Source organism: Mesorhizobium sp. LHD-90 (genome assembly GCF_030929505.1).
Classification (GTDB): Bacteria; Pseudomonadota; Alphaproteobacteria; order Rhizobiales; family Rhizobiaceae; genus Kumtagia.
The window spans coordinates 1-23,960 of record NZ_JAVFVV010000036.1 but is presented as its reverse complement, the minus strand read 5'-3'; the positions used below and the strand labels follow the sequence as shown (position 1 = coordinate 23,960).

Genomic DNA, 23,960 nt, shown 5'->3' with positions numbered 1-23,960 from the left:
CCCTCGGTCCTTACCCAGGGCTATGGTCTGCTTCGATGTGGACTTCGTTTTCCTTGCTTCCCCGGTTTGCCAGCGCTTGCGACAACAGTCTACCGAATTCGTTTCGGTTTACCTTGCCCATCGAGCTTCGGGGAATCCTGGAAACCTGCACCAGGCTGAAGTGCGGCAAGCCAAGCATGACGGCCCTGATAGTCCCGGAAAGCACGCGTGCCGCCTCCTCGCTTGCGACCAAGGCGATCGCGAGCCGGACGCGTCCACTCGGGTCGACGATCGGCACGGCCGCGACATCCTGCACGCCGGGCTGCTGCCGTACGGCGGCGTCGATGTCGCTTCCGGACAATTTCACCCCGTCAACATTCAGGATGTCACTTTCCCTCGCAAGGAGATTCAGGCCGCCTGCCGGCGTAATCACCCCCACGTCGCCGGGGTAAAACCAGCCATCCACGAAATGAACCGCCGTGGAAAGCGGGTCGTCGAGATAGGACGGAACCTGGCTGCGCGATCTGATCCGTACCTGGCCGGGGACTCCGGCCGGCAGAGGCAGTCCCTTGTCGACGACCTGGACTTGGACATCGGAAAAAGGACGGCCGACGGCGCCCGGATGGCCGTCGATTGCCACGGCGTCGGCCAGAGTGACGCCGCCGGTCTCCGAAGAACCGTAGGCGACGAGAACCTCCGAGCAGAGGTCGCGAAGCAAGCGATCGCGCAGAGCAGGCGATATCGGACTTCCGGCGACGATTGTCGGGCCTTCGAACCGTGCCTGCGAGGACGAGTTCAGAATGGCGTGAAGTGCGGATGGGGACGAGATCACCACGTTGACCCCGCCGGCAACGAGTGCGCTCTTGAGATCGTCGCTTCTTCTTGTGAAGACTATCTTGCCGCCTTCACGCCATGCCGCAAGGGTGGCCGTGAAGCCGTAGGCGGAATCCGGCCCAAGCCCGCACCAGAGGACGGAACGGGCATTCAGCCGGCTGCGTTCCGCCGTCTTCGACAAACGGATCCCAAGCCTTCCGGCATCCAGGTAGATAGCCTTCGGCCTGCCCACGCTTCCGGACGTGAAGCAGATGCGGCCGGCCGCGGCGTCGGCCTGCGATGCCGAAGGCAGCGAAACGCCCGGATTGGCGTCCGGGTCAAGCCAATCCGCGGCAATGGACAGCAGCCGCACCGACCGCGGACAGGCGGGCGGAGTTTCGCCCCCGAAAACAATGGTGGTGAGCCCAGGCAGAGCATCGATTTCGGCTTCATGGCGGCTTGTCAGCGACACCGAAACGGCTCCCACACGCATGAGTGCAAGCAGCACGCACCAGTGTTCGGCAGGCTGCCCGATAAATACGCCCACCGTTTCGCCCGCCTGGACACCGCCGGCGATGAGACGGCTCGCGACGGCAGCCACATCGCGGCCGAATCTGCCGTAGCTCACGCGCTGGTCGCCGAACTGGAATGCAGTCGCGTCTGGTTGACGTGCAACACTTGAACTCAAAGGATCTGAAAGGTGCGTCATCCCGAAGTCTTCCCGCGCATCACCCTGGGTTTTCCCGCAACTCCGGCCTGCTGCGAAAACGAGTAGCAAAAAGAATCGACAGCACGCAATCTTGAACAGATCTTGTCCGGGCGCGCCACAGCCAATCGACGCTTCGCTCTGCTGCCCTCCGGCGGCATGTGCTCAAGATTAAGCTGAGATTCACCGGGCTTTGGGAACACGACTGTCTTCGTTCACCCGAGCCGGGAGCCGGCGTCACTCCACATGATCCGTCGACCCGAGCCACGAATGCGGCCGGAGGGGAGACGGCCCCGTCCAAGATTATCGCCGTGCCGCTCGATCGTTAGATCTGCACAACGCTCAGCTTTTTGGCAAACGATCTCCAACGCTACGCGAGCGCGCAGTTGGAGCGTATTTGCGGATCGCAACGACAGCGCTGGTTGCTGCGAATTCCTTTGTTTTAGCTTGCGTCCTACGAAGAAATGTACAGAATAACTTCAAGAAGATTTGAGCACTGCGTAGGGCGGGCAAGAGGGGCGATTCCGGGGCCGAAACGAGAATCCTAACGCGCCGTAGGCGTCGGCAGGGCGGAAATTGCCGTTCGCGGTCGCTACGAGGCATTCGGGGACATCTTCTCGCGTCGCCCGCGCATTGCACTTCATCGTGAGAGGCAACGGAAGATGGGCACCTGGTACGGCACGGACAACGCTGTCGGCGCGGAATTTAGCCGATTCGACAGCGTCATCAGCCAGGCACTCAGAAGGTCTGATCTGGTCGGTGCCGGCGATCAGAATGCTGATTTGAGCGACAGGCTCTATGGAGCCGGCGGCGACGACATCCTGGAGGGTTACGGTGGCGCGGACTCGCTTTATGGCGAGGACGGCAACGACGACCTCTATGGCAACAATCAACTTCTTATTTATGCTACAGATGACGAAAAGGCCAATTGGTTCAACTATACAGCAGACAATGACGAGGGAGACTCCCTCTACGGAGGCAACGGAAACGACAGGCTTTTCGGTCAGGAAGGCGACGACAAGCTGCATGGAGAAAATGACGACGACAAACTGTATGGCGGCGACGGCGACGATGTCCTGGACGGAGACGACGGAAACGATATCCTTGACGGTGAGTTTGGCGTCGATCGGCTGAGGGGAGGTCTCGGCAACGACACCTACTACGTCGACAACGAATTCGACTTCGTGGGCGAATGGGCCGGCGAAGGCACGGATACTGTGGTGGCCGAGACCAGTTACACCCTGGCTGCGGGTACAGAAGTTGAGACGCTGCGCGCGTCCGATATCAACGTCTTTTTCGGCATCAGCCTCACCGGCAACGAGTTCGCCCAGTCGATCGACGGCAGTGAGTTCGACGACGTCATCAACGGCAAGGGCGGCGCCGACGTCCTGAGCGGCCTCAACGGCGATGACATCTACTACGTCGACAACACAGCCGACCAGGTCGTCGAGGCGATCGGCGGCGGCACGGACACGGTGACGGCGAACATCAGTTATGTCCTGGGAGCGGGCGTGGAAGCGGAACTGCTTCGCACTACCGCAAACGGCGGCACCGCCGCCATCAATCTGACCGGCAACGAGTTCGCCCAGACCGTCTACGGCAACGCAGGCAACAACGTCATCAACGGCAAGGGCGGCGCCGACGTCCTGCGCGGCTTTGCAGGCAACGACACCTACGTCGTCGACAACAAAGCCGACCAGGTAATCGAAACCGTAGGCGGCGGTGTAGACACCGTGACGGCGAGTACCAGCTACGCCCTCGGCGCAGGGGTTGAGGTGGAGGCGCTGCGCACCACGTCAAGCGGCGGCACCGCCGCGATCAACTTGACCGGCAACGCGCTGAAGCAGTCCATCACGGGCAACGCCGGAGACAACATCCTGCATGACGGCGGGGGGAGTGGCGCGGATACGCTGAGCGGGCTCGGGGGCAACGATACCTACCGGATCTTCAACAGCGGCGACGTTATCGTCGAGACGGGGGCCCAGGGCAGCTTTGACATCGTCATGGCTGCGGTAGACTACGTTCTCACCACCGGCGCGTATATCGAGAGGCTCGCCACAAACGGGTCCGCCGGCACGTCGGCCATCGATCTGACCGGCAACAATCTCGCCCAGGAGGTCATCGGCAACGCGGGAGCCAACATCCTCAAGGGGCTGGGCGGCGATGACCACATACGCGGCCTGGACGGCAAGGATACGCTTACCGGCGGGTCGGGCCGCGACTTCTTCGGGTTCAATTCGAAACTGAACGCGACAACCAATGTCGACACGATCACCGACTTCACCGTGGTCGACGACACCATCGAACTCTATCAATCCATGTTCACCGCGCTGACGACGCCGGATACGCTGGCGGCATCCGCATTTCGCGCCAATACGACAGGCCTTGCGGGAGATGCGTCCGACCGCATCATCTACGAAACCGACACCGGCAGGTTGTATTACGATGCCGACGGGACGGGCGCGGCGGCAAGGGTGCAGTTTGCCGTGTTGTCTGCCGGATTGGCGATCACAAACACCGACTTCGTGGTTGTGTGACCAAGGCAACGGACGCGCCAAAATTGCACGGCCGTCGACGAAGGATGATCTTTCCGGCGCCCGGAATGCGAATCGATGGAACCCGGCGCCTTCTGGATCAGATCGGAGCAAGAAAATCTGGCCGGTGGTCGCGAAAAGACCGGCCAGCGTTTGGCATCTCAGGCTACGCCCGTCCGCACGAGCCGAACGGATCTGCTTGGCGGACGAACCTGAAGCCAGCCGACTTCTGGCTATCAAAGCTGATGCATTTCCATCGGCGATCCGCCTGTGCGCATGCATGCTTTAGCCAGTCGGGACGCTGGCGCTCCCAGAAATTGTCCTATTTGCAGTCGTTGTGTGCCCAGTTGGCGAGGGCCACCTTGAAACGATTGCCCAGAGGATGCTCCAGCCGCATGATCGATACGTCGATCTTGTCGTAGTTCTGGGCCTGCTCGCAAAGCCGGGCTTTTGTCCACTGGTGACAGTTGGAGCAGGTAAATTCCCACACCGACTTATCCAGCCCTTCGACCGGTGGATAGAGCGGCTTGCCTTGCAACAGTTCTTCGATGCTCTTTCCGTCTATCCGGGAGTCGCCGAAAACGATCGGCATGTCGAACGCAATCGGTCCCTGCGTCTCGAGTTTCGGGATACGTTGGCGCAGGGCGTTGAGTGCCACCTGCGCTTCGCTGTCGGCGGCGGGATTGTTGGCACCAGTACCCGCAGTGCGACTGATCGAGTTTCCGGACGGCTGTTGCTCGGCCACGGCTATTTCGCTGGAGGGCGCGCCCGACTGAGTGCGATTTAGGATGACGTCGTCCGTCAGAGACACGTTGACCCATGGGCGCTGACGCCCGCCGGTCGCCTCGAATACTTCTTTTGTGACGCGCGTCATGATTGACGTCAGCGGCACATCAGCTTCGGAAAGATGGGCGAGCAGTGCCTGCGAGAAGGGCGAATTCGCGCCCGCGCCGTCATAGGCAACTTGCTTCGGGCTGGTTGCGAACGCCACCAGCGTTCCGGCGCCGCTGTTCTCGATCTGAATTTCAGCCAGTCCGCTCGAAATGCCTGTACCTCCCGATTTCGAAAGGATCTCGGCCAGCGGATTGTCGCGGCAAGCGTCAAGGAACACCAGCCGGATCCCGGTGTCACGGGACATCTGCCGAAGAATGAAATCGATCTGCACCGCTTCGAAGTCGAGAGCGGTTTCGTCCTCCAGGGCTGCGTCGACCGGAATCAGGTAGTTCACCCCGGAGACCTGCATGCCGTGTCCCGCATAGAAGAACAGCGCGATCTCCGCCCCACGGACAACTTTCGCGAACTGCGCGATCGTCTTCTGCGTGTCGGCCTTATTAAGATTGAATCCCGAAATCACCTCGAAATCGAGGCTCTTCAGCAACTCCTCCATGGCCCTGGCATCCGTCGCCGCATTCGCCAGCGGTTGCGCCGTCAGATAGTCGGAATTGCCGAGCACCAGTCCAACCCGACGCTGCTCGCCGAGCACAAGCACGTCGCGTCGCTCGGCCGCCTGCGCCACGAGCGTCGGCGCAATCACCGCGACCAGCAACAGCGACAACACCTTCAGGGCATCAAAGCAAACCCGCATCGTCCTACCCACCCACGCCGACAGCATCCCCTCATTGAACGAGCGAAGAGGCGGAAAACTCGATCCGGCGGTTAAGTGCCTTGTTCTTTTCACTGTCGTTCGCGGCAATCGGCCGGTCCTCTCCATAACCTGCTGTCGCAATCCGCGCTGACGGAACGCCCGCGTCTTGAATATAGCCAGCGACGGCTGTGGCGCGCCGCAGCGACAGGGTCCGGTTCTCCTCCACGCTTCCGTCGGCGTCCGTATGGCCGGAGATCTCCACCTTCAGATTGGGGCATTTGGCGACCACGTCGAGCACAGTCGCCAGGACCGGCCGGCTCTCCGGATCGAGCCGCGCGCTGCCGCGGCGGAAATAGATCGCGCCCGTCCGCGAAAGCACATCGAACCGGTTCACGCACTCCTCGTCGGTGTAGGCCTGCTTCGACTCGTCGGTCTTGACCGGCCCTACCGCGGCGATCGTGGAAGCCGGCACCGCATTGCCTTCGCCCGCGCCCTCGGCAGCCACCGATGCGACTGGCGTCGGCGACACCCCGGCTTGACCGTTGTTGAAGATGAAGTCGAACGAGACGGAAGCGATCGGCACGATGTTGGTCACGTTTGCCGCGACCTGCAGCTTCTCAACGTTCGGAAGCAAGCCAAAATCCTCGACGCGTACCGCCACGGGGCTCTTCGACGCGATCGACACGGACGTGTCGGTAATCATCGTGACGATGAGCTCAGCCTGATACTCCTTGTCGACGCCGTGCAGATTCAGAACGAACGGAATCTTTGTGGTCATCCGCCGCTTGGAAGGCAGGTCGGCGAAGGCGGCGGGATCGACTTTGGCCGTTACCGTCGCCACAGGAAACTTGTATGTTTCGAAGAAAAGAAAACGCATGCGCACGTTGCGCAGGTCGACGCCGGTGTCGACCGAGTTCAGGTCGAAAACGACCTTCGCATCGCCCTGGGCCGAAAGCGTGCCTTCCAGGTTCCTGATCTGGTTGGTCTCGATGACGGTGTTCTTCTTGACCGATTGGTAGGTCAGCACGGACGACGCAGGATCGAGCGTCCAATCCGTATCGGCAGCCGAACTCGACGAAGCTGCAAAACCTTGCATCGCCAACGCAAAGACGACGAGAAAAAGCGGCCGAAGGACCGCGCGTCGGATAGTCAAGTAAAACACCGGTGTCATGGTCGAACCCCACACGCCATCGCTGCGCGCCCCACCCTCAGCCAGTCGTCCCGCAAGATGGACGTCGCCTACGATAAGTCATTCGACGGTGAAGTACCAGTCCCACTCCCCTGGAGGGAAGGTTAGTTTTCATTTCCAACACGCGCTGCTTGAAACAGCAAGGGAGGGACGGTCACGAATTTTGCGCCTGGGCCTCAATGGCGTCCCGCGAACAATGCCGCCCCTGCCGTAAGCGAAGGGGCTGCCCATTGAGAGCGGCCCTTTCAGAACAGACTGGCTGCGAGGAACCGATCCTGCGGCCGACACTGGCTGGCGGCGTCAGTGACAATTTCGTTGCGGGGGCAAGATTTGAACTTGCGACCTTCAGCTTGCGGTGTGCCCGCGCACGACGCGTCATCGGGGGATCCCCCGGCGCCTGGACTGGGCGCAGGGCGATGAAGAGAGCCAGCGAAGGCTGCGGACGGGCCGGATACTCGCGGCGGGTTTGGTTGCGGGGGCACGCGACCAGCGTTGTATGCCTCGGGTCAACTGCAAGCTGCCGCTCAATAAGCTGTGACTAGCCAGGCTAACCATCCGCTTCGTGCCCTCAAAGCGACGCACACGATCCGCAAAATATTGACAGGTTTGCGCCCCCCACATGGCCGTTGAGAGAGCATTTGCCGCTTCCTGAAAGCAGACATCCGCATGAACAGGCGAGACGGCCCATCGCCATCAGCGGATGCCATTGGGTTGATAATGGCGGAACGACTGCGTCACGCGGCTAAGTTGCTTTGTGCCGACGGTTCGACGGGCCGTAGCGTCCGAAAGACCGGAGTGTATCTAACGCTAGCTTGGCCGACCGATCCACCGCACGATTTCATAGGCTGGCATCGGGCGGCGAAAACCCTTCAGCGTCAGTTCGCCAACAAGTACGGACTCGACCAGCGACTCGACGGTGCCGAAGACCCGTTGGCTCACGAGAATTTGGCGGGATTTGGCCTCCTCACACAATCGGGCGGCATGGTTCGACACAGTGCCGATCACGGCATAGTCCGAGCGACGATCAAAGCCGATACGCCCAATGGTCGCGTGGCCCCTGGCAATGCCGATCCCGAAGCCAAGCAAATAGTCCCGCTTGCGCCATCGCTCTGAATGTTCGTCAATCGAGTCGCGCATCGCGGCGGCCATTGAGACGGCTTTCTCGCTGTGGTCGGCGCATGGCAGCGGATCGTTGAAAACCACGACGACACCGTCGCCCACAAACCGCTCGAGAGTCCCCTCATGGCGGAGGATCTGTTCGCCGAGGCAGGAATGATACTCGGCAAGAACTGTCATGACTTCTTCGGGTTCGGCGGTTTCTGCAAATGCCGTAAAGCCGCGCAAATCGCAAAAGACCACGGTCACCTCGCGACGGTGGCTTTGCAGGAGCGCGTCCCCGTCGCCCGCCGCAACGATGAGGTCGGCGACCTGCTCCGGCAGGAACCGCCGAAGCCGCGCCATCCGCTCGATCTCCGTTACCTGCTCAGCCACGGTCTGCTCAAGCGAGCGGTTCCAGTCGGCAAGTTGCGCGGCTTGGGCCTCAAGGCGTTGGGCCTGGCTCGCAACAGTGTCGTGCAGCGCCTTCTGGCGCAGCATCGAGCGCACCCGCGCAAGCAGCGCGTGGTGCTCAAAGGGCTTCGTCAGATAGTCGTCGCCGCCGGCGTCCAATCCCTCGACCACGTCGCGCGTGTCGGCTTTGGCTGTGACAAGAATAACGGGGATCGATCGCAGCAAGTCGTCTTGCTTGAGCAAGCGCAACACGGCGATGCCGTCAAGCTTAGGCATCATGATGTCGAGCAGAACGAGGTCCGGCTTGAGCTCGCGAGCTTTCGTAAGCCCCTCTTCGCCATCAGCAGCGGTTTCCACTTGGTAGCCGTTCGTCTCGAGGCGCAAACGCAGGATCTCGAGGTTTTCCGGAGTATCGTCGACCGCGAGAATGCGGGGCGGATCGTGCAAGACCTGTCTCCTTCAGGAAAGGAACTGCCGAATCTTTGCGAGCAGTTCGCGCGGACTGAAAGGCTTGGCAATGTAGCCATCACAGCCAGCAGCAAGGGCTTTCGCCTCATCGCCCGAAAGCGCATAGGAGGTGACGGCGATAATCGGAATGTGCCGCAGCTTCGGGTCGGCCTTGATGCGGCGGGCAGCTTCGTACCCGTCGATCACCGGAAGCTGAATGTCCATGAGGATCAGGTCCGGCCTATGCATCCCAGCCGCTGCGACGCCGGCGGCACCGTCCGGCGCTTCGATCAATTCGTATTCGGTGGTGGCGATGAGGTCGCGAATGATCTGGCGGTTGTCCTCGGTGTCTTCCACCATCAGGATTCGTCTGCTCATGCGACCCTCACGTCCTCTGTCACTCGGACCGGTATCTTGAGGCGGAATGTCGACCCCGACCCGAGCAGGGACTCGACGTCTATGGTTCCGCCATGCATTTCGACGATGCGCCTCGAGATCGCCAGGCCAAGACCTGTGCCACCCTTCTGCCTGGTGCTGCTGTTGTCGACTTGCTGGAATTCCTCGAAAATGAGAGCGTGGTCCTTTGCCGCAATGCCAGGACCTGTGTCTCGCACCGCGATTTCAAAAAATCCGTCGGCAGCACCGGCAAGAATGTCGACCGCGCCCGTTTCAGTGAACTTGACCGCGTTGCCGGCAAGATTGAGCAGGACCTGCGTCAAACGGCGTTCGTCCCCGCGGCCGATTGGCAGATTCTCGGCAACAGTCGTTGAAAGTGCAAGACCCTTCGCTCGTGCCAGCGGCTCGACAGCAGCAACGGTCGATCGAACAATTTGCCCGACAGCATAGTCCTGAAGCGTCAGAGTGAGCTGGCCGGCTTCGATCTTTGAAAGGTCGAGCACGTCATTGATGAGCCCCAGAAGATGACGGCCGTTTGCCTGCACGCGCGCAACGGTGGTCTTTGCCCTGTCCGGAAGCTCGCCGTAGACTCCGTCGACCAACAATTCGGTAAAGCCTAGGACCGAATTGAGCGGCGTCCTGAGCTCGTGGCTCATATTCGCCAGGAACTGGGACTTGTGGCGGCTGGCTGCCTCCAGTTCCCGTCCCTTCTCCTCTATTTCGCGGAACAGCTTCGCGTTTTGAATGGCAAGGACCGATTGGGCGGCAAACGTTTCCATCAACTCGACTACCTGCTTGTCGAATTCACCAGGTTCGCGACGCCTGACGACAAGCGCGCCGACAATCTTGCTTGGCCGGAGAAGTGGTATCACCAGAATGCTGTGATAGCCGGCATCGAGGACGATCTTCTGGACGTGAGAGGGTGTTCCGGAGCCAAGATCGGGAAACTGGACGGGCGCGCAGTGCCCTGCGGCGTTGATACCCAGATCGTCAAGCCGGATCGCCTGATCGGACATTGCGGCAATTAGCTCGGCGTTCATCCCAAAGGTCGCGCGCAGGCGGAATTGTTGTCTCGTCCCGCTGAACACATAGATGGTGCCCGCATCCGTTTCCGACAGTTGAACCGCCTTGGTCACGATTGTCTGCAGCACCGTGTCGAGATCGAGCGTCGAATTGACCGCCTTGCTGACGTCCCCGAGCGCCTCCAGTTCGCCGACCGACCGGGCAAGCTCGGCTGTGCGCGCCTGCACCTCTTGGTATAATCTCCCCAGCCGCTCGGATGTCTGGTTGACATTGTCCGCGAGCGCACCCAGTTCGTCCCGGTTGGCGACGGCGACCTGTTGGGCAAAGTCGCCGGCCGCTATCTGGCTGAGACGCGTCTCGATCTTCTTGACCGGCTCGATCAACGACCAGGAGATGATGTAGCCAAGCCCCAGTGCCAGCAGGATGCTGCCCACAGCAAAAGAGACCACGATCAGCCGAGAAGTGCCGTATGCGCCCTCGGTCGTCTCGATGGCCGCGACCATGTCGGCTTCGGCCATGTTGACCAGTTGGTTCGTGAGCCGCTCGAGGCGGTCGGCCGACGGAATGATCTCATCCAACTGGATCTTGCGTGCCTCCTCCGTGCGACCGGCGCGGAAAAGCTCCACGACTTGCGTCACGCCGGCAGCGAGCCGTTCGTACTCCTGCCGCACCTGGCCCAGCACCTCCGCTTCGGTTTCGGCGACGAACTCCATGCGGTCGAGGTCGTAGCCAAACTGGTTGAGCTGGCGCAGGGCTGAATCCAGCAGCCGCTCGTCCTGAAGAAGAAGGGCGGTTGAGATGCTGTAGAGCTGGTTCGTCGTATCGTGCTGGACCTGGCGATAGGCCGCGATCCTGCGCTGCAGCTTGATGAGCTCGTTGGTCTGATCATTGACCCCGCTCAGCACCTGCAGCCCGACGGCCCCGAGCACGATCAACAGGCCGACAATCGACAGGAACGCGATCAGGAGTTTGGTCTGGACGCGCGCAGGCAGCCGGGCAACCCAGCCAACAAGCCGGTTCGATATCCTATTTGGATTCGTCCAAGAGGCTGAGAAGGTCACCCCGGAACTCCTCCAGGTCGAACCGGACGCCAAGATACTGTACTCGCAAGATGCCATCGGGGTCTACGAGCGAGGTCAACAAGGTATGGTCGACATCTCCGTTCGCCGCCTTTTTCGCGATGATCCCGTATTTCCGTCCCACCTCATGGACGGCCGCTGGATTACCCGTAAGAAACCACCAGCCCTTAATGTCTGCGCCAAAATTCTGCGCATATTCTTTCAAAACATCGGGCGTATCGCGCTCCGGGTCGACAGTGATCGAAACGAAGACGATTTTCGATCCGAACGTTGAGCCGAGCTTCTCCTGTACGCTCACCATATGAGCGGTCAGCATCGGGCAGACGTCGGTACAGTACGCAAAGATGAATGCAATGGCGACCACCTTGCCGCGAAAGTCGTGCAGGGACACAGGTACGCCATCCTGCGATACCAGGGTGAAGTCCGGCGCCTGTCCAATTGTCGGCAGGCGCTCGTCGTGAGGCGCGTCATGCGCATGCACCGGCGTGGCAAGCAGCGCCAGCAACAAGATGCGCGCCGGCCACTCGCTCACGTTTTCATCTCGCGTTTGATCTCGTTGAAGAACCTCCAATCGGTGCCCTTCGCGATGATGTCGTTTGGGTTCGCCTTGACAATCCCGGCTTCATGCAGCCGCAGCGAGAAGAATCTCATCGTGTCTTCGGGATCGAAGTCGCGCCAATTTGAATATGGGACCTCGCGGAGCGACTGTACGGCGTAGTCGTAATTTTCGGTGCGCCCGCCGTCTACCAGAAGGCGCGCCACCCGTTCCGGTTCGGCCGCGCAGATTTCCGCCGACTTGATGATGGCGCGGACGACGCGCTTGGTGGCCGCTGGATATTTCTCGGCGTAGGCAGTGTTGACCGCCAGTATGCAGCAGTAATACTGCGACCAAGGCCGATCCTTGGAGCTGTCGAGGATGACGTGGCCAACCTTGCGGGCGCGCAAATCCTGTGCCTCAGGTGGAAAAGCCAGGAACGCGTCGACCTTGCCCTCGGCGAAAAGCTCCGCCGGCTTTGCCTCGCCAACGACCCATTCGATGTCGCGTTGCGGGTCTAGGCCGACATAGGTCGCCATGGCACTGACGAAGACATGCGGATCCGATGACAGATTGCCGCCGACGCCAACTTTACGACCCTTGAGGTCCGCAATACTTTTGATGTCTTCGCGTCCGAACAATTCGTAGCAGCCGATATGCACACCGGAGATCACCTTGATCGGGGCTCCAGCGTCGATGGGAATGATCAGGGCCGTAGCAAAGTCGATGCCGAAGTCGATATCGCCGCGCGCCAGCATCTCGGTCTGGGCGATACCGGCTTCGGCGGCGACGAAGCCGAAATCTGAGAACCCCTCCGCGCGGATCAGATCCTCAGCGACGTACTGCGGTGCAATGCAGATACCAGGCGCGGCCGCGAAGCGGGCGATCGTGGTTTCTAGATGCCGCTTCAGCGGCAGCCGCGTTGCGGCCCTCCGCAAGCCCCGCGGCAGCAAGCGCAGACAGGCCTGTGAGGAAACGGCGACGGTTCTGCATCAACTGCAATGTAGCCTCCATCTATCACTCGCTCAGATTTGGCCAACCATTCGACAGGCTGCCTCCCGACGGACGCACCGCTGCCCCGATGACCGGGAGATCTGGCCAGCAATCCGTTCACAGCTTCAGCTCGCAGCGGTGGTTCTGGATGATTTGCATGGGCTCTCCTCCCTCAAGAAAAAGCATGCCCTCCGTGGTGCGATTAAATCTTCAACTCGTGCTTGATCTCGTCGAGGAAACGCCAGTCGGTCCCTTGGGCCATGAGCTCCTGCGGGGAGCTCTTGAGCATCCCGACCTCGTGAAGGCGCAGGGCGTAGAAGCGCAGGGTGTCCTCGGCGCTGTACTCACGCCAACCGTAGGGGATCGCCTTCATGACCTGAAGGGCATGGTCATAGCGCTTGGTATAGCCCTGCTCGACCAGGAACTGCGCCGACTGCTCGGGCTCGCTCGCGCAGAAATCGGCCGCTTTCAAGATGGCGCGCAGGGCGCGTTTGGTGGCCACCGGATTTGCGCGGACGAACTCCCTGTTCCCAGCCAGCATGCAGCAGAAGTATTGGGACCAGGGCCGGTCCGCGGTGCTGCTGATCACCACATGGCCGATTCGCTGCTCCCGCATCTCCTGCGGTTCGGGGGGAAAGCCCAGATAGGCGTCGATCTTCCCCTCACTGAGGAGCTGCATGGACTCGGGTCCCTGATGCGTGACGAAGTTGATGTCCTTATGGATATCCAGGCCCACATACGCCGTCATACTGGCGAGAAAGACGTATCGGCTGGAATCCAGCGACGGCACGGCCACGGTCTTCCCCTTGAGGTCGCGGATCGCCTGGACGCGATCGGTCCCGAACAGTTCAAAGCAGCCGACGTGGAGTCCCGCCAGGACGACGATCGGATCTCCCGCCTCCAGGTGGAGAAGGAGCGGGGCGGCGAAATGCGCGCTGAGGTCGACCTCACTGGAGGCAAGTGCCGGCGCGATGTCCGCGGTTCCCCTTTTTGGAATGAACTGCACGTCGGTGAACCCTTCGCTGCGCAGCAGTTCTTCAGCTACGTACTGGGGGGCCTGACAGATGCTCGGAATCCTGATGAGCCGGATCCGCGTCGTCTCGGGCGGTGGCTCTGCCGACGCCTTTGTCGCCGTTCCCAAAAAGCTTGCAGCGCCGGCCGCCGCGGCGCCTGCCACGAAAGTGCGGCGATTCTGGATGATCTGCATGTGATCCTCCTTTCCGTGCAGGCTGCTCCGTGCGGGCTGCACGCCTACCCCTTCAGCTCTCGCTTCAGTTCCTCGAACATACGAAAATCGGTGCCGTCGGCGATGATCTTCTGAGGACTCGCCGAGATCATCCCGGCCTCGCTCAGGCGCAAGGCGTAAAACCGTACAGTGTCCTCGGGATCGTAATCGCGCCATTTGCCGTACGGCACGTCGCTCATAGTCTGCAGCGCATAATCGTACCGGGCCGTGAACCCGCGATCGACGATCTGTTGGGCGACGCGTTGCGGTTCCGTGACACAAAGGTCCGCCGCCTTGAGAAGGGCGCGCACTACACGCTTGGTGGCGACCGGGTTGTTGCGAACGAAGTCGGCATTTCCCGCCAGCATGCAGCAGAAGTATTGCGACCAGGGACGGTCAATGGAGCTGTTGACGACCACGTGGCCGATGTCGCGGGCGCGCAATTCCTGGGGCTCCGGCGGAAACCCGAGAAACGCATCGACCTTTCCTTCGATGAACAGCTCCTTTGGCCTGACGGATGGGCTGGTGATGAGCCAGCGGATGTCCTTTTCGGGATCGAGCCCGACATAGGCTGCCATACTGGTCAGGAACACGTGCGGGGTCGAACCCAGGCCCTGTATGCCTAAGGTCTTGCCTTTGAGATCGGTGATGCGGCTGATGCTTTCGTTGCCGAACAGTTCGAAGCAGCCGGTATGCACACCCGCCAGAATCGTGATTGGGTCGCCGGCATCAATTGCAAGGGCCAGTGGACCGACAAAATTCAGGCTGAAGTCCACCTCGCCACGCGCGATTGTCTCCGATGTCGCGACAGCGGCCTCCGTCACCACATAGCTGACGTCGGTAAACCCCTCCAGGTGTAACAACTCCTCGGCGACGTACTGGGGCGCAATGCAGATGCCCGCGATCTTTGCAAGGCGGATCGCCGTGGTCTCGAGAGAGCCCTCGGCAAATGCATGTACCGGGGTGCCGATAAGTCCCGCGGCGCCGGCGGCCGCAGCGCCGGCCAGGAAACGCCGGCGGCTCTGGATGATCTGCATGTCCACGTCTCCTCTTGAGACAAATGGAGTCAGGTTTTCAGCTCACGCTTCAACTCGTCGAGGATCTGCCAATTGGTGCCTTCCGCAATGATCTTCTGCGGGCTCGACTTGATCATGCCCGTCTCCTGCATGCGCAGCCCGTAGAATCGCATCGAGTCCTCGGCATCGTGGTCCCGCCAGGTGTCGTATCCGATGACGTTCAGCGTTTGGAGCGTGTAGTCATAGCTGCGGTGGTAACCGCGATCGACCAACTGGCGCGCCGCCGATGGCGCATCCGAGGCGCACAGGTCGGCGCCCTTCAGGATGGCCCGCAGGACATGCTTGGTCGCGATCGGATACTTGTTCACGTAATCGGCACTGCCGGCGATCATGCAGCAGAAATACTGCGACCAGGGGCGATCGACGGCATTGTTGAAGATCGAGTGGCCGATCTTGCGCGCCCGCAGGTGCTGCTGCACGGGCTCACCGGCGAGGAAGGCATCAATCCTACCGTCTATGAAGAGGTCCGTCGGGGTCGTGCCCGGAGCCGTGACCCACTGGATATCGCGCTTGGGATCGAGCCCGACATAGGCGACTAGGAGCTGCGTCAGCACGTGCGGGTGATCGTTCAAGGCATAGACGCCCACCTTCTTGCCCCGCAGATCCGTCAAGTCGCGGATGTTGTCGTTGGCGATCACTTCGAAGCACCCCGTGTGCAGGCCGCTCAGCACCGTGACCGGCACGCCGGCATCGACCAACAACATGAGCATCGACGCCATGGTTATATCGAAGTCCGTCTCGCCGCCCGCGAGCCACATCGAGTTGTCGACGCTGAGGTCGCCTTGCACGTCTTGGACGGTAAAGCCTTCAGCGCGCAGTAGCTCTCCGGCGATGCCCAAGGCCGCCCAGCAGCCGCCATCATCATCGAAATACCGCGGCAGCCGGACGGTGGTCGTTTCTGGCAGCGGGTCCGCGCGCGCCGATGAAGGCGCACCGATGAGCCCCGCCGTCCCGGCCGCCGCGAGGCCAGCCAGGAAGCGGCGGCGGTTCGGGATGATGTGCATGGGAAGTCTCCTCAGGCTGGTCGTGACTGGCAAACTCAGCTCTTCAGCTCACGCTTCAACTCGTCGAGGAAGCGCCAGTCCGTTCCGGCGGCGATGATCTGTTGCGGGCTCGATTTGATCATGCCCGTCTCTTGCATGCGCAGTGTGTAGAACCGCATGGAGTCTTCAGGATCGAAGTCCCGCCACGTGTCGTAGCGGATATCGTTCAGCGTCTGGAGGGCCAAGTCATACGACGGGACGAAATCTCGATCGACCATCTGCCCGGCCACCCACTGCGGATCCGACGCGCAGAGGTCGGCAGCCTTGAGGATGGATCGCAAGACCCGCTTGGTCGCCACCGGATGCCTGTCCACGTAGTCCGTCGTCGCGGAGATCATGCAGCAGAAATACTGTGACCAAGGGCGGTCGATGGCATTGTTGAGAATGGTGTGGCCGATCTTTCTGGCGCGCAGTTCCTGCGGCTGGGGCGGCGTGCCGAGGAATGCGTCGATCCTGCCTTCGACGAAGAGCTCCGTCGGTGTGGCGTCTTCCGACACGACCCATTCGATATCGTTCACGGGATCGAGCCCGACATAAGAGGACATGAGGGTCAGCCACACGTGCCGCGAGTTGTTGAACCCGTCCACGCCGACCCTTTTACCCCGCAAATCCGTGATGCTGCCGATGCTCTCCCTGGCGATCAGTTCGAGGCATCCCGAGTGCAGCCCGGTCAGCACCTTGATCGGCACGCCGCGGTCGATCGACATGATCTGGCTCGGCGGAAAGTTCACGGAGAAATCGGTTTCGCCGCGTGCGATCCACTCCGCATGGTCGACGCTCCTGTCGCCCTCCACGAAGCGAACGTCGGTCAAGCCCTCTGCGCGCATCAACTCTCCGGCGATATACGTGCCTGCCCAGCAATAGGCGCCACCAACCCATCTCGGCAGGCGAACCGCGGTCGTTTCCAGCGGCGGTTCCGCATGGAGTGACGTCGGAAGACCAACGAAACCGGCAGCGCCTGCCATTGTTGCGCCGGCCAGGAATCTGCGGCGCGATTGGATGATCGACATCGAATCCCTCCTCTTCCGAATTGCAAAAGGCAATTCCGACCGGAACCGAGCAAAAGAGGTTTCGGCAGAGGCAGATAGTCTCGTGAGCGCGTCGATTGGTTGTGAATTCCAGCGCGCCCAGTCTGATGCGGGAGTCTTGCGCTCTCAGTCGCCAGCCCATGTATTAGAAACCGACGATATACCACGATACGCCTAATTTGGGCTGGTTGCGAGCGCAAATTTACTGCGCCGAACGCCCCATCAGCATGCCGCTGTCCACCATACTGTTTGCACGGCTGCGTATGGCCACTTTGAGTTTAGCGCGGCGGACCAAGCCATCGACGCACAAGGTCCACATCAGGTCGCCTCGGAGCTTGGTCCCCCAAGCTGAACGTCCGCTATCGCTCTACGAATGCCAAAAGCCGCCATTCCGCTTGCGGCCCCAAAGCCGCCGGTCGGCAACGCGCCCCACATCGGACGTTACAGCAAAATCTGCCGTATCCCGAAAGCGGACGCCAGCAGACGAACGCAGAAATACGCTTCCACCCAGTTGGTTGAGCGCCCTCGTCGGACACGCCTTCTCCTCACTGGAGCAATCATAGGGCGCAGTTGTCCTCTTAAACTGGCTAAATTCTCGTTTGCGGATCAGCCAACTTTGCCGCTAAGTTGTTAGTCGGCCAACATTCTCTGGGAGGAGATATGCAAATGAAAATCCAACTACTCCGATCCGCCGCAGCCGCAGGCGCTTTGCTCGCCGGTGCCGGGCTTGCCCATGCCGACAGCCTGACGCTCTATTGCGCCGCCGACGAAGCGTGGTGCCAGCAGATTAAAACCGGATTTGAGGAGAAGACCGGCATAACCGTCGACATGACGCGCAAGAGTTCGGGTGAGACCTATGCGCAGGTGCGGGCGGAATCGGGCAATCCGAAGGGCGACGTCTGGTGGGGCGGCACGGGCGACCCCCATCTCCAGGCAGCCGAGGAGGATCTTACGGTCGCCTATGAATCGCCAATGCGCGGCGAGTTGCACGATTGGGCGATCAAGCAGGCGGAGGCCGCAGGCAACAAGACCATCGGCGTCTACTCGGGCGCGCTCGGCTTCGGCTACAACAAAGACCTCCTCGCCAAGAACAACCTGCCGGAGCCTAAATGCTGGGCGGATCTGATCAAGCCGGAGTACAAGGGCCAGGTGCAGATGGCGAACCCGAACTCGTCGGGCACCGCCTATACGATGCTCGCTACGATGGTGCAGCTTATGGGCGAGGACAAAGGCTTCGAGTACCTCAAGGCGTTGCACGCCAACATCAATCAGTACACGAAATCCGGTTCCGCGCCGATCAAGGCTGCCGGGCTCGGCGAAACGACCATAGGCATTGTCTTCATGCACGACGCGGTTGCACAAACCGCCGCTGGTTTCCCGATCGTCACGGTCGCTCCTTGCGAGGGTACAGGCTACGAGATTGGTTCGATGTCCCTTATCAAGGATGCACGCAACCCGGAAGCCGCCAAGCAGTTCTACGACTGGGCTCTTACGGCCGAGATGCAGTCCAAGGCCAAGGATGTGAAATCCTTTCAGCTTCCGTCCAACAAGAACGCCGCGGTTTCGGAGCTGACGCCCGATCTCTCGACCATCAAGTTGATCGACTACGACTTCACGAAATACGGGTCGAGCGACGAGCGTAAGCGTCTTTTGAAGAAATGGGACGACGAGGTTTCGACACTGCCGCAATAGGCGATGCGACACGCCACACAGGAGTACTTTTCGCTGCATCCGACCATAGCCCTTTGGGTCGTGGTCGGCTTGCTGGGCTACGCCGTGCTTCCTTGGTACGGCATGGACGACAACATCTTCACATTGAGATGGTTGTTCGACGGCTACCCGTTCGACGATGACGTGGCGCCAGCGCTTTTCCTTAATTTGCAGGGCCAGAAACTGTGGCTCGCGCCCATCGGCCTTCTTCTGCTGGGCTCGTTCCTGCTGTGGGGTCGGCGAAAAGCCGACCCAGCCTTCGGACCGATCCTGATCGCGCTTGGCGCGTTCGGCTTCGGCTACCTGCTGCTCCAAGGTTTCGCTATCGGCCTCAAGGGCTGGAACTGGGAGGTCGCGACCGCGCTGTTTGGCGATCTCGACGATCGCCAGTTCGGGATGGGTTGGGGCGCACTGCTCGTCGCCGGCGCCTTCCTGTTTCTGTTCACGATCGGCTGCGCGGCGCGCGGCGCCGTCGGCGGCGACGAGTTCGTCGCGGGCTCGATTGGCTTTGTCATCGCCGTCGTCGGCATCTTCATCTTCATGCCGATCCTCCAAATGCTGGCGAGCGCGTTCGTAACCCAAGATGGCGGCTACTCCGCCGGAACATTTGCCTCCAAGCTCTTCAGCAATCGCCTATGGGGCATTTCGTGCCTGCTTGGCGGGCCACGATGCGGCGCGGCGTGGAACTCTCTGTTGCTCGCAATCCTGGTCGGCGTCGTAACAACCGCCTTGGGCCTCGTCTTCGCGCTGGTCGTGACGCGCACCGGGTTCCGCTATGGCGCGCTTTTACGCGCATTGACGGTGCTGCCCATCATTACACCGCCTTTCGTCATCGGCCTGGCCATCATTCTGCTGTTCGGTCTGTCGGGCGCGATCACCCAAGGACTCGACGCAGCACTTGGCATCGCCCCGTCGCGGTGGATTTACGGGTTTCCCGGGCTGTTCATCGCGCAAGCTCTGGCGTTCACGCCGATTGCCTTTCTGGTGATGATAGGCGTCGTCGAAGGCATCAGCCCATCGATGGAGGAGGCGGCCCAGACCCTGCGCGCCAGCCGCTGGCAGACGTTCAGGACCGTCACGCTGCCGCTCATGCGGCCTGGCCTGGCCAACGCCTTCCTGCTAGGCTTCATCGAAAGCATGGCGGATTTCGGCAATCCCCTCGTGCTCGGGGGCAACTTCGAAGTGCTGTCGACCGAGATTTTCTTCGCGATCGTCGGCGCGCAATACGATCAGGCGCAGGCAGCGATCCTGGCCCTTGTGCTCCTGGGTTTCACGCTTGGCGCGTTCTATGCGCAGCGCTTCTGGCTCGGGCGAAAGTCCTACACGACCGTCTCCGGCAAGGGGGATGCAGGCGTCCATCCGCACCTGCCTGTCCCGCTGCGAAACACGGTCTACACGATCGCTGCGCTCTGGACCCTGTTCACGCTGCTCATCTACGTGACCATCTTCTACGGCAGCTTCGTCAAACTGTGGGGCGTCGATTTCTCCCTGACGTTCGATCACTATGTGAAGTCGTTCGCAGTCGGCTGGAATGATTTCGGCATTCACTGGCGCGGCGCTGCGTGGAGTTCATTCTGGACAACCATGCAGATCGCGCTGATCTCCGCGCCACTGACGGCTGCGATAGGGCTGCTGACGGCCTATTTGTTGGTTCGGCAAAGCTTTGCCGGCAAGGAAGCGTTCGAGTTCGGAACTATGCTTTCCTTCGCCATTCCCGGAACAGTGATCGGCGTATCCTATGTGGTCGCCTTCAACGTTCCGCCGATCGAACTCACCGGCACCGGCATAATCCTCGTGCTGTCCTTCATCTTCCGCAACATGCCCGTCGGCGTGCGGGCTGGCGTCGCCTCGATGTCGCAGATCGACCGAAGCCTCGACGAGTCGTCGCTGACGCTCGGCGCGAATTCGTGGCAGACGTTCCGCCGGATCATTCTGCCGCTGTTGAAACCGGCAATTCTCGCCGCGCTCGTCTATTCCTTCGTGCGCGCCATGACGGCGATCAGCGCCATCATCTTTCTTGTTAGCGCCCAATACGACATGTCGACGAGCTACATCGTCGGTCGCGTGGAGAACAACGAGTATGGCATAGCGATCGCCTACTCCGCGGTGCTGATCTTCGTCATGCTCGCCGTCATCGGCATCATGCAGTTGCTGGTCGGCAGTCGTCGTATCGGCCGTCGCGGCATCGAGGGCGATCTGTCGCAATCGCGAACGAATGTCAGCCAGGCGACGGTGCGTCCTCAGACTGCGATTTCAGGAGGCGGCTAGTGGCGGAGATCAAGAGCAACGCGGCTTCGGTCGAGTTTCGCAACGTCACGAAGGTCTACGGCAAGAGCACCGTTCCCGCGGTGAAGGGCGTTTCTCTCTTCATCCAAGCTGGAAAGCTGGTCACCCTGCTCGGACCTTCGGGCTGCGGCAAGACCACTACGCTGAGGATGATTGCAGGGCTGGAGCTGGCAACGCGCGGTCAGATTCTCATCGGGGGCAGCGACGTCACACGCTTGCCGGCGACAGACCGCGACGTCTCGATGGTGTTCCAATCCTACGCGCTTTTCCCGCACATGACGGTGCGTGAGAACGTCGAGTATGGGCTGAAATTCTCGAGCTTCAACAAGCGCGATGCCGGCGGGAAGGCACAGGCAGGCCTCGATCTCGTCGGGCTTTCGGGTTTCGGCGATCGGCTGCCCAGCCAGCTGTCGGGCGGACAGCAGCAGCGCGTCGCAGTCGCGCGTGCGTTGGTGCTGGAGCCTCAGGTGCTGCTGTTCGACGAGCCACTCTCCAACCTGGACGCCAAGCTCAGGCGGCATGTCCGCGAGGAGATCAGGGAAATCCAGCAGAAGCTGGCTTTGACCGTCGTCTATGTCACCCACGACCAGGAGGAAGCGCTTGCAGTTTCCGACCGCATCATCGTCATGAACAACGCGGTGATCGTTCAGGATGGCACCCCGCGCGACCTCTATGATCAGCCTGCGAATGCCTTCGTCGCAGACTTCATCGGCGAGGCCAACATACTGCCCTGCGAGGTTGTTGCGGTAGAAGGCGATGTCGCCAACGTCCAGCTCGGACCGGTCAGCCTGAGGATTCCCGCCAGGACACATGCTCCGGGAAGCGCCAGATTGGCAGTGCGCCCGAACAGGGTGCAAGTCACTTCGCCCGAGAGCGAGAACACTTTGCTCGGGACGCTGGACAAGGTGACCTATGTGGGCAGCCATCTCGAGCTTGTGGTGAGGACGCCGCTCGGCAGTCTGTTCGCCGTGACGCCTGACGTCGATCTCGCGGTCGAGGCCGGTCAGGCCGTCGGCCTGGGATTTGCTGGGCGCGGTCCTGTGCTTCTCAGCGAGTAATTCAGGTCACCTGAAAGGCCCTGCCACAAAGCGCTCGCACGCGCTCGAACACGCCTGGGCACGAAGTGATCACCACCGTTCCACGCTCAAGTACGGTTTGCGGGTCCGGACGAACGATCGTGCCGCCGGCTTCTTCGATCAGAAGCATGCCCGCGAGGCAGTCCCAGGCATTCATGTGCTCTTCCACGTAGCCAAGCAGCCGACCCGAAGCCACATAAGCCAGCATCAGCGCACCTGAGGCGTTGCGGAAGAAGATGCCTCCCTCGTCGAACAACTCGTCGATAAGACCGACGATGTTTTTCATTTCGCGTCTGTTGCTGAGGCCTGTTCCAAGCGAACCTTCGTCCAACCGTGTTGCTTTGCTTGTGCGCAGGGGGCGTCCATTGAGAGCGGCGCCGCCACCTCTGTGAGCAGCGAATGTCTCCCCAAGGGAAGGCTCGTGGATAACGCCCACGACCGGAACCCCTTTTTCCACACAGGCGATGACCACGGTCCATGCCGGGACGCCGCTAACGAAATTAGCAGTCCCGTCGATGGGATCGATCACCCAGGTGAAATCGGATGAACCCTTGGTCGGCGCGTGCTCTTCGCCAACCACCCCATCATCGGGAAAATGGGTGGCGAGTTCACGGCGCACGAAAAGCTCGACCTCCCGATCGGCTTCCGAGACCATGTCCTGATGGCCTTTGCTCTCGATGGTCAGTGTATCGAGCTTGCGGAAGTACGAAAGCCCGAGATCTCCTGCTCGTCTCGCCAAGTCCTCGGCGAAAGCGCGACGCGACTCAAACGATGCGGACATGCGTTTCCTCCTAAACAATACGTGCCCCGATGCGTGCCTGTTCGTGCCGCCACTACCACACGCATTGCCATTGCCAAACGATCATCGTTCAGATGAGATCGCGAACGCATAGGGGTCGTGAATGGCACAGTTGATCTTCGTCACGCATCCCGAGGTGCGGATCGACCCCCGGGTTGACGTGCGTCAGTGGAGCCTGAGCCCTGCTGGCGTGGAGCGCATGCGCCTGTTTGCGGCCGGCGACGTCGTGCGCAACGTTGGCGCAATATGGAGCAGCACTGAGACCAAGGCGCGTGAGGCTGCTGAGATACTGGCCCATGCGTTGTCGCTCGAGGTGCGTGCAGACCGCGATCTGGGCGAAAACGATCGGACGGCGACCGGTTTCCTCCCGCCCATTGAATTCGAGAAGGTGGCAGATCAGTTTTTTGCGAACCCAGAGGAAAGCGTAAGGGGCTGGGAACGCGCCGTCGACGCGCAACGGCGCATCCGTTGCACCGTCGACCGCATCATCCGTGGCCACCGCGGCGGCGATCTCGCCATCGCGTCGCATGGCGCGGTGGGTACGCTCCTGAAGTGCAGTTATAAGGAGATTGCCATCACGCGTGCTGAGGACCAAGCATTCCAGGGCCACTATTGGACTGCGGATTTTGAACGACTGTCGGTTGTCACGCCATGGGCGGCGCTAGCGCCGCGTATCTAGAGTCTCGTCGGCGGCTACTGACGCACTCACCTGCTTCGACTTCATGGATCAAAAGTCGGCGCCCTTCGGCAGCAGCGACATTCCAGACTATGCCGAGGCGATGGCGCAATATCGCGCGTGCGTGGAGCGGGTGACCTGCCCCCGGTAATTTCCTCCAGTTGAGATTAGAGTCCGGCCCTTGTTTGAAGGACGGACTGATGAAGAGAAAGCGGTTTACGGAAGAGCAGATCATTGCGGTTTTGCGCGAGCA

The 23,960-nt window shown here is 61.0% G+C and carries 18 protein-coding genes; 5 read left to right on the top strand and 13 right to left on the bottom strand.

What is annotated here, in order from left to right:
- Positions 1-10 precede the first annotated feature (10 nt).
- On the bottom strand, positions 11-1,501 hold the full coding sequence (locus RB623_RS29060; RefSeq protein ID WP_308060619.1) for a class I adenylate-forming enzyme family protein: 1,491 nt from the start codon (positions 1,499-1,501) through the stop codon (positions 11-13).
- A 659-nt stretch (positions 1,502-2,160) separates the two neighbouring features.
- Between RB623_RS29060 and RB623_RS29055 the strand changes: the two genes are divergently transcribed.
- Positions 2,161-4,035, top strand: coding sequence for a calcium-binding protein (locus tag RB623_RS29055; RefSeq protein WP_308060618.1), 1,875 nt, complete (start codon positions 2,161-2,163; stop codon positions 4,033-4,035).
- A 319-nt stretch (positions 4,036-4,354) separates the two neighbouring features.
- Here the strand turns inward: RB623_RS29055 and RB623_RS29050 are convergent, their stop codons facing one another.
- The 11 genes from RB623_RS29050 to RB623_RS29000 form a co-directional block, all read right to left on the bottom strand.
- Positions 4,355-5,644: a caspase domain-containing protein gene (locus RB623_RS29050; protein WP_308060617.1), complete on the bottom strand. Its 1,290-nt coding sequence runs from the start codon at positions 5,642-5,644 to the stop codon at positions 4,355-4,357.
- A 4-nt stretch (positions 5,645-5,648) separates the two neighbouring features.
- Complete coding sequence (locus RB623_RS29045) at positions 5,649-6,713, bottom strand: OmpA family protein (RefSeq protein WP_308060628.1); 1,065 nt, start codon at positions 6,711-6,713, stop codon at positions 5,649-5,651.
- Between the two features lie 900 nt (positions 6,714-7,613).
- Positions 7,614-8,762 (bottom strand): response regulator, encoded by a 1,149-nt coding sequence (locus RB623_RS29040; protein ID WP_308060616.1) that lies wholly within the window; start codon positions 8,760-8,762, stop codon positions 7,614-7,616.
- A gap of 12 nt (positions 8,763-8,774) precedes the next feature.
- A complete protein-coding gene (locus tag RB623_RS29035; RefSeq protein ID WP_308060615.1) occupies positions 8,775-9,122 on the bottom strand; it encodes a response regulator in 348 nt (115 codons plus the stop codon).
- A 14-nt stretch (positions 9,123-9,136) separates the two neighbouring features.
- A complete protein-coding gene (locus RB623_RS29030) occupies positions 9,137-11,242 on the bottom strand; it encodes an ATP-binding protein (RefSeq protein WP_308060614.1) in 2,106 nt (701 codons plus the stop codon).
- Complete coding sequence (locus RB623_RS29025; RefSeq protein WP_308060613.1) at positions 11,208-11,792, bottom strand: SCO family protein; 585 nt, start codon at positions 11,790-11,792, stop codon at positions 11,208-11,210. Before RB623_RS29025 ends, RB623_RS29030 begins: the two co-directional genes overlap by 35 nt.
- Positions 11,789-12,748, bottom strand: a complete 960-nt coding sequence (locus tag RB623_RS29020; protein WP_308060612.1) for an ABC transporter substrate-binding protein — start codon at positions 12,746-12,748, stop codon at positions 11,789-11,791. The genes RB623_RS29025 and RB623_RS29020 overlap by 4 nt, the downstream gene beginning before the upstream one ends.
- Positions 12,749-12,990: 242 nt before the next feature.
- The gene (locus RB623_RS29015) at positions 12,991-13,995 is read right to left on the bottom strand and encodes an ABC transporter substrate-binding protein (protein ID WP_308060611.1); all 1,005 of its coding nucleotides are present in this window, start codon (positions 13,993-13,995) and stop codon (positions 12,991-12,993) included.
- 44 nt (positions 13,996-14,039) lie between these two features.
- Positions 14,040-15,050 carry an ABC transporter substrate-binding protein gene (locus RB623_RS29010; protein ID WP_308060610.1) on the bottom strand — a complete coding sequence of 337 codons (1,011 nt, stop codon included), beginning with the start codon at positions 15,048-15,050 and terminating at the stop codon, positions 14,040-14,042.
- 29 nt (positions 15,051-15,079) lie between these two features.
- A complete protein-coding gene (locus RB623_RS29005) occupies positions 15,080-16,093 on the bottom strand; it encodes an ABC transporter substrate-binding protein (protein WP_308060609.1) in 1,014 nt (337 codons plus the stop codon).
- 35 nt (positions 16,094-16,128) lie between these two features.
- Positions 16,129-17,142, bottom strand: coding sequence for an ABC transporter substrate-binding protein (locus RB623_RS29000; RefSeq protein WP_308060608.1), 1,014 nt, complete (start codon positions 17,140-17,142; stop codon positions 16,129-16,131).
- Positions 17,143-17,826: 684 nt separating this feature from the next.
- On the opposite strand from RB623_RS29000, the gene RB623_RS28995 reads away from it, so the two are divergent.
- From RB623_RS28995 to RB623_RS28985, 3 genes are read left to right on the top strand one after another with little or no spacing between them, the layout of a single operon-like run.
- Entirely contained in the window at positions 17,827-18,852 is a 1,026-nt protein-coding gene (locus RB623_RS28995; protein ID WP_374121759.1) for an ABC transporter substrate-binding protein, read from the top strand.
- Positions 18,853-18,855: 3 nt separating this feature from the next.
- The gene (locus tag RB623_RS28990; protein ID WP_308060607.1) at positions 18,856-21,138 is read left to right on the top strand and encodes an iron ABC transporter permease; all 2,283 of its coding nucleotides are present in this window, start codon (positions 18,856-18,858) and stop codon (positions 21,136-21,138) included.
- Positions 21,138-22,214, top strand: a complete 1,077-nt coding sequence (locus RB623_RS28985) for an ABC transporter ATP-binding protein (protein ID WP_308060606.1) — start codon at positions 21,138-21,140, stop codon at positions 22,212-22,214. The genes RB623_RS28990 and RB623_RS28985 overlap by 1 nt, the downstream gene beginning before the upstream one ends.
- 1 nt (position 22,215) lies before the next feature.
- Here the strand turns inward: RB623_RS28985 and RB623_RS28980 are convergent, their stop codons facing one another.
- Positions 22,216-23,013 carry an inositol monophosphatase family protein gene (locus tag RB623_RS28980; protein WP_308060605.1) on the bottom strand — a complete coding sequence of 266 codons (798 nt, stop codon included), beginning with the start codon at positions 23,011-23,013 and terminating at the stop codon, positions 22,216-22,218.
- Positions 23,014-23,134: 121 nt separating this feature from the next.
- Between RB623_RS28980 and RB623_RS28975 the strand changes: the two genes are divergently transcribed.
- Positions 23,135-23,710 (top strand): histidine phosphatase family protein, encoded by a 576-nt coding sequence (locus RB623_RS28975; protein WP_308060604.1) that lies wholly within the window; start codon positions 23,135-23,137, stop codon positions 23,708-23,710.
- The last annotated feature ends 250 nt before the right edge of the window (positions 23,711-23,960 follow it).

Coding starts and splice junctions, on each gene's coding strand:
- RB623_RS29060 (WP_308060619.1), bottom strand. CDS start 1,501: ATGACGCACCTTTCAGATCCTTTGAGTTCAAGTGTTGCACGTCAACCA.
- RB623_RS29055 (WP_308060618.1), top strand. CDS start 2,161: ATGGGCACCTGGTACGGCACGGACAACGCTGTCGGCGCGGAATTTAGC.
- RB623_RS29050 (WP_308060617.1), bottom strand. CDS start 5,644: ATGCTGTCGGCGTGGGTGGGTAGGACGATGCGGGTTTGCTTTGATGCC.
- RB623_RS29045 (WP_308060628.1), bottom strand. CDS start 6,713: ATGCAAGGTTTTGCAGCTTCGTCGAGTTCGGCTGCCGATACGGATTGG.
- RB623_RS29035 (WP_308060615.1), bottom strand. CDS start 9,122: ATGGTGGAAGACACCGAGGACAACCGCCAGATCATTCGCGACCTCATC.
- RB623_RS29015 (WP_308060611.1), bottom strand. CDS start 13,995: ATGCAGATCATCCAGAATCGCCGCACTTTCGTGGCAGGCGCCGCGGCG.
- RB623_RS29010 (WP_308060610.1), bottom strand. CDS start 15,050: ATGCAGATCATCCAGAGCCGCCGGCGTTTCCTGGCCGGCGCTGCGGCC.
- RB623_RS29005 (WP_308060609.1), bottom strand. CDS start 16,093: ATGCACATCATCCCGAACCGCCGCCGCTTCCTGGCTGGCCTCGCGGCG.
- RB623_RS29000 (WP_308060608.1), bottom strand. CDS start 17,142: ATGTCGATCATCCAATCGCGCCGCAGATTCCTGGCCGGCGCAACAATG.
- RB623_RS28995 (WP_374121759.1), top strand. CDS start 17,827: ATGAAAATCCAACTACTCCGATCCGCCGCAGCCGCAGGCGCTTTGCTC.
- RB623_RS28990 (WP_308060607.1), top strand. CDS start 18,856: ATGCGACACGCCACACAGGAGTACTTTTCGCTGCATCCGACCATAGCC.
- RB623_RS28980 (WP_308060605.1), bottom strand. CDS start 23,013: ATGTCCGCATCGTTTGAGTCGCGTCGCGCTTTCGCCGAGGACTTGGCG.
- RB623_RS28975 (WP_308060604.1), top strand. CDS start 23,135: ATGGCACAGTTGATCTTCGTCACGCATCCCGAGGTGCGGATCGACCCC.